Annotated in this window: 5 protein-coding genes and 1 pseudogene; all 6 read right to left on the bottom strand. The window is 61.9% G+C overall.

What is annotated here, in order from left to right:
• A pseudogene (locus tag A2J03_RS30780) lies at window positions 1-103 on the bottom strand (short-chain dehydrogenase); the annotation flags it as partial.
• A complete protein-coding gene (locus tag A2J03_RS26725) occupies window positions 100-1,509 on the bottom strand; it encodes an FAD-dependent monooxygenase (protein WP_068380386.1) in 1,410 nt (469 codons plus the stop codon). The gene A2J03_RS26725 and the pseudogene A2J03_RS30780, both read right to left, overlap by 4 nt.
• 2 nt (window positions 1,510-1,511) lie before the next feature.
• Window positions 1,512-2,456, bottom strand: coding sequence for an aromatase/cyclase (locus tag A2J03_RS26720; RefSeq protein WP_068380384.1), 945 nt, complete (start codon window positions 2,454-2,456; stop codon window positions 1,512-1,514).
• 26 nt (window positions 2,457-2,482) lie between these two features.
• On the bottom strand, window positions 2,483-3,559 hold the full coding sequence (fabG, locus tag A2J03_RS30230; protein ID WP_197480983.1) for a 3-oxoacyl-ACP reductase FabG: 1,077 nt from the start codon (window positions 3,557-3,559) through the stop codon (window positions 2,483-2,485).
• Between the two features lie 31 nt (window positions 3,560-3,590).
• A complete protein-coding gene (locus A2J03_RS26710) occupies window positions 3,591-4,802 on the bottom strand; it encodes a ketosynthase chain-length factor (protein WP_068380381.1) in 1,212 nt (403 codons plus the stop codon).
• On the bottom strand, window positions 4,799-5,967 hold a 1,169-nt coding region (locus A2J03_RS26705; RefSeq protein ID WP_068380380.1), incomplete at its 5' end, for a beta-ketoacyl-[acyl-carrier-protein] synthase family protein. The genes A2J03_RS26705 and A2J03_RS26710, both read right to left, overlap by 4 nt.

Here is a 5,967-nt window from a genome sequence, read left to right as displayed (position 1 = left end):
CGGCGACCAACGCACCGTCGGCTGCGAGCCGACTCGCTATCGCCCGCCCGATATTGCGGCTTGCACCGGTGACGAGTGCGGTCTTTCCCTGTAGACGAGTCATGAAGTCTCCAATCGTTGTGGTTCTCTGTCGAACTGCGTGAATTGGTGCCATTCTTCGAATGTCGAGTGCGGTGAAGACCCGGTCCCGGCACACTCTTCGTAACCGTCCGGCCGGACGATCTGCCACCGTCGAGGAGAGCAATCGGGTCGAGAGTCGATGACAGCGCCGCATCCCCGGCGCAGATCGTCCGCAGCTCTCGGATCGGATGCAACGACGTCGGGGTGCACTCGCGATCCGCACAGCGTGGACTGCCCAGAACTGCGCTCGCGGCGATAGTCGATATCCAATCCGCTGATTGTCGCGGCCAGCTGCATTTGTACTGATTCGGTCTCGAGGAGTGCAGTGAAGATCGAACGCAGGGGTTCGATTTCGGGCCCGCCGAGCAAGAGCGAGGCCTGGGCCTCGATTCCTGCCAGCACACGTGCTCCGACAGCGTGACGTTCGTCGTGGTAACTGTCGAGCAGATCTTCGTCACCTGTGCCGCACATAGCCATCGCAAGCTTCCACCCGAGATTGAAGGCATCCTGCATGCCGAGGTTGAGAGCCTGCCCACCGACCGGCATCTGTCGATGCGCGGCGTCGCCTGCCAGAAAGAATCGCCCGGCACGGTACTGCGTCGCCTGCTGTGACGCGTTGCCGAAGCTGTTGACCCACTGTGGCTTCGCGCTTCGGATGTCCTCTCCGGTCACCCGCTTCCATATTCGAGCGATATCGTCGAACGTGGAATCGCTCCGGCCGTCGGCCGGGTTGGATCCGAACTCGTGAACCATCACCCGTGTGACGTCTTCTCGCCTCGCCGCAATGGCCAAACCCGAAGGGAGACGCTCGAACTTTCGATTGCGAATGTCAATTCCTGTGACATCCACGCGATGCAACAACCGGTCCGAGGACCGACCCGCGAACTCGGTGTTCATCAGCCGTGCGGTCGTACTGGTCTCTCCGTCGCAGCCGACGAGATACGACGCATGGAGATTGCGCGACCCGTGTCGACTGTCTACCCGGGCCTCGATGCCCGACGGCGTCGTGGTCACGTTGACCAGTGAATGTCCGTCGAGTACGACAGCGCCCAGATCGACGGCCCACGTTCGTAGAATTGCGGTCGTACGGGTCTGCGGAACCTTCCACTGTCCTGCGTAAGGACTGGGCAGGTTCAGATCGAGCGGGATGCCTCCGAAATGCCCGAGCGGTTCGTGTGGAAGCTCGCCGAACTCGTCCAGAAGACCGCGCAAGGCGAGAAGCTCCATGGTGCGTGCGTGCAGCGTCGATGCCCGGGATTCCGTTGATGGTTCGTCGCGGCTTTCGAGTACGACGACGTCGACCCCACGCAGGCCAAGCTCGCCGGCCAACGTGAGTCCGACAGGGCCGGCCCCGACGATCACGACGCGAGCCTCGAGCGTAGTGCGCATGGTCAGCGAACTCGTTCGGCGTAGTCTTTCGCATGGCCGAGGGTCGCTCGACTGTTGGCACCCAACGCATCTCGTACATACTTTCGTGCCTGTTCGACTCCGGCATCGGCACCCAGGATCCGAGCGAAGTTCTCCTCCCGAAGAACGACGGTGTGGTGCGAGGTTGCTTGCACCCCGTTGTCGTTTTCCACGAAGGTCCACCGGCCTGTGTGAACGCTCATCAGCGCAGGCAATGTGGTTTGTTTGTATACGATTCGCTCGAATGGCGCGCACACCCTGAACGACTTGGTGGTGTGAGTCGAGCCGTCCTGAGCCGTGGTGTCCATCTCCAGCGTCTGGAGCCCAGCGGACGGTTCGTCCAGGCGAACGCTCGAGACGTGCGGCAGCCGTTCGGCCCAGTGGTGCGCCTCGTTGACGAAGTCGAATGCGTCCTTGACTGCACCGTCGATCTGAATCGAATCCTCGAATTCGAGGACGAGATCCGCTGAGTGCAAGGCCAATTCCGAGTTCGCCTTCAATGCCGCAAGCTCCGATCGGGAGTTCCGATCGACGACCTCGGAGATCCACGCGAGTCCCGCCGAATCGTCGTCTACTGCTCGGTAGTCGTGAAGTAGTCGTACCGTCGACGTGGTGTCCGATGACGCCTCGACGATCCATTCTCCGCCCATTGCGGCGACAGGTGGCGTCGAGACAAGCTGGCGGAAGGTGATCCGGCGGGCGGCTGGGTCCAACATTCGCCGTGACGTCCACGTCTTGGCTTCGCCGTTTGCAGTTGCCCAGATTCGCAGATTCTGTTCGCTGTTCGACTGCTCCTGTAGTTCGACGAAGATCGTCGGCGGGAACAAGCGCGGCCAGCTCTCGACGTCGGCGATGAGTCCGTAGATCTCATCGGCCGGCGCCGCGATATCGATGGTGTGCTCTACTTCGTGCACAGAGTTCGGTTCCATGGTGGTTCCTTTCGGAGAACGAGGTTCTAGAAGTTGCCGAGTCCGCCACACACATTGATCGCCTGTGCAGTGATCGAAGCTGCCGTGTCGGTGCTCAAGTAGGTGACCAGGCCGGCGACCTCCTCCGGCGTCGAGTACCGTCCCAGCGGTATCTTGGCGGTGAACTTGTCCATCACTGCTGACTCCGAGGTTCCGTACGCGGCTGCGTACCCCTGGCGGACACGAGCGGCCATCGGGGTTTCCACGTAGCCGGGGCACACTGCATTGACGGTGATTCCGGTAGGTGCCAACTCGTTTCCGAGCGCCTTAGTGAACCCGACCACTCCATGTTTGGACGCCGAGTACGGTGCGCCGAGAACGACACCCTGCTTGCCGGCCGTCGAAGCGATGTTGATGATCCGACCGCGTCCACGGTGGCGCATTCCGCCCGTGTTCAACGCTTCCCTGGTCAGACGGAAGACGCTGTTGAGATTGGTGTCGATGACGTCGTCCCACAACTCGTCGTCGATGTCCGCAGTGACCCCGCCGCCACTTCGGCCGGCATTGTTGACAAGCACGTCGACGGATCCATACCTGTCGACCGCAGCCTGCACGAAGTCGTGTATGTCCTTGCCGGACCTGACGTCGACAGTGGTTCCGTCCACGTCGAGCCCGTCCTCGTTCAGCTGCTTCACCGTCGCGGCGACGTTGTCCGCCGACCTGGCCCCGATGAAGACACGATGCCCCGACTCGGCGAGTGACCGCGCGATTGCGAGCCCGATCCCACTCGTCGCACCCGATACCAAGGCGACTGGTGACGCCTCGCTCGACGCCCCGGGCGAGGCGACCTGATCAGCACTGTGACCGACGCGGTAAAGATGTTCGTTGACTGCCTGGATGAGCAGGCGGGGGGTCGTGGCTTCCACGACGAGCGACTCGTCGAGCGAGATTCCGTACTCGCGTTCGATTCTGCCGCAGGTTTCCAGCAGGGCAAGCGATTCGTACCCGAGGAGTTCGAATTCGGTGTCGAGAATCTCACTGTCCAGATCCACTGTCTCATCCGCGCCGGCGCCGGCCAGAAGGATCCTCTTGAGATCGTCGAGCGTAAAGGTCTCGGTGCTCATGGAATTGCCTTTCATAGGGGTGTGTGGACGATCAGGCTGCGCGGGCGACGACGGCGGAGTTGAAGCCGTGATGGCCCCGTGCAAGGACGAGTGCATGTCGAACAACTTGTGCTCTGGCGGATCCCGTCACCAGATCGAGTCCGAACTCCGAATCGGGTTCGGTATTGATTGTCGGAGGCACGACGCCCTCGGCGATGGACAGCAAGGCGGTTGCCAGATCGAGCGCCGCGCCGCCCGAGTAGAGGCGCCCGGTCATGGTCTTGGGCGCCGTTACCGGTACCCCCCGTTCACCGAACAAGCGCCTCAACGCGTCGGCCTCACTGCGATCAAGACTCCGATCACCCGCAGCGTCGGCGAATACCACATCGATGTCGCCGGTGCTCACGTGCGCGTCCGCAAGTGCGACCTCGATGGCGCGGATCAGTCCTTCGGAGCCGGCGATTCGTTCATGGCCATCGAATGTCGCTCCATACCCGGCGATTTCGCCGTATATGCGGGCACCTCGGTCGCGCGCCTGCTGCGCGTCCTCGGTGACCAAGATTGCGCCGCCCTCTCCCGGTACGTGGCCGCGGGCGCGTACGTCGAATGGCAGGTACGCGCTTGCGGGGTCGGGATTGGTACTGAGACGGTCGCTGGCAATCAGTGCTACCCATCCCCAAGGGCAGATCGTCGCATCGATTCCACCAGTCACGACAGCCTTGGTTCCTTTGCGAATTTGCCTCCGCGCGTGGGCCACCGCGTCGAGCCCGCCTGACTGATCGCTCACGACGACGCCGCTCGGACCCCGCATGTTGTTTCGAATGGAAATCTGACCGGAGTTGACAGCGTAGAACCAGGCGAACGACTGGTAGGCGCTGACATGATGATTTCCCTGGCTCCAAAGCTTCTTCAGTTCGTTCTGGCCGAATTCGAAACCACCCGCCGATGCGGCCGTCACCACTCCCATGTCCAAGCTGTCGAATGTGTCTGCTTCGATTCCTGCGTCGAGAAGCGCCCAGTCGGTCGCGGTGAGGGCCAGGCGCGTCATCCGGTCGGTCTGGGGAAGCAGCCGACTCGGCAGATGCACGGAGGCCTCGAAGTTCGAGACCTCGCCGGCGAGGTGAAGGGGATACCCGGTCGCGTCGAAGCTTGCGATTCGATCGATCCCACTCGTGCCGTTGCAAACAGCTTCCCAGTACTGTTGGGTGCCAAGCCCGTTGGGGGCCGCCACTCCGATACCGGTAACTACCGTCGAGCTGGTCATCCCACACCTCTTTCTGGAGTGGTGAGGACCATCGCACTCTGGAATCCGCCGAATCCGCTACCGACTGTGAGTACCGAATCGGTCTTCCAGTCTCTGGCTGTGATCGGGACATAGTCCAGATCACATTCGGGATCGGCGGTGTGAAGGTTGGCTGTAGGAGGCACGACATTGTTGTCCATCGCCAACACCGATGCTGCAATCTCGATCGATCCGATCGCGCCGAGCGAGTGCCCGATCATCGACTTGATGGAACTGACCGGCGTTCGGTACGCGTGTTCGCCGAGTGAACGCTTGAATGCTGCGGTCTCGTGACGATCGTTTTGTTTCGTGCCCGAGCCGTGCGCATTGATGTAGTCGATGTCGCTGGCATCGGTTCCGGCCTCGTCCAGCGCGACACCGATGGCCGCGGCCATCTCGGCGCCGTCTGGTCGCAGACCTGTCATATGGAAAGCGTTGCAACGAGATCCGAAGCCACCGACCTCTGCGTAGATCTTGGCGCCGCGTCGTTGGGCACTGGTCAACTCTTCGAGAACGAACATGGCAGCTCCCTCACCGAGCACGAAGCCGTTTCGAGTGTTGTCGAAAGGACGCGACGCGTGTTCAGGGTCGTCGTTTCGAGGGGTTGTGGCCTTGATGGCATCGAAACACGCGAGCGTGATCGGAGACAGAGGAGCCTCGCACGCACCGGCGATCATGACGTCGGCTGATCCCTCTCTCAGCAGGTCGACTGCATGGCCGACCGAGTCGAGCCCTGAAGTGCATCCTGTCGAGATCACCGTCGTCGGCCCCTGCGCGTGCACGGACCAGGCAACTTCTGCCGCGAACGAGCTGGGAACCAGATAGTCGTACAAATGCGGTACCGCGTAATCATGGTCCACGAGCTCCAGGCGGCCCGAGTCGCTGACCACCTGATACTCCTCCTCGAGGCTCATCGTCGCCCCGACCGCGGTTCCGACGGATACGCCGACCCGGTAGGGATCGTGCTTGTCGAGATCGATACCGCTGTCTGCCATAGCTTCTCGTGTAGCAACTACAGCGAGCTGCGCGGCCCGGTCCATTCGCCTGATCTCGCGGCGGCTGAGGCCGTGCTCGCTCGGTTCGAAATCGATCTCAGCGGCAATACGAGACCGGAAGTTCGATGCGTCGAACGACGAAATCGGACGCG

It is taken from the genome of Rhodococcus sp. EPR-157 (genome assembly GCF_001647195.1).
Lineage (GTDB): Bacteria > Actinomycetota > Actinomycetes > Mycobacteriales > Mycobacteriaceae > Rhodococcoides.
The sequence above is the reverse complement of the archived record's forward strand: the minus strand, read 5'-3'. Positions and strand labels throughout refer to the sequence as shown.

What these genes read in the sequence shown, in the direction of transcription:
- A2J03_RS26725 (WP_068380386.1), bottom strand. Translation starts at nt 1,509, where the DNA reads ATGCGCACTACGCTCGAGGCTCGCGTCGTGATCGTCGGGGCCGGCCCT.
- A2J03_RS26720 (WP_068380384.1), bottom strand. Translation starts at nt 2,456, where the DNA reads ATGGAACCGAACTCTGTGCACGAAGTAGAGCACACCATCGATATCGCG.
- fabG (WP_197480983.1), bottom strand. Translation starts at nt 3,559, where the DNA reads ATGAGCACCGAGACCTTTACGCTCGACGATCTCAAGAGGATCCTTCTG.
- A2J03_RS26710 (WP_068380381.1), bottom strand. Translation starts at nt 4,802, where the DNA reads ATGACCAGCTCGACGGTAGTTACCGGTATCGGAGTGGCGGCCCCCAAC.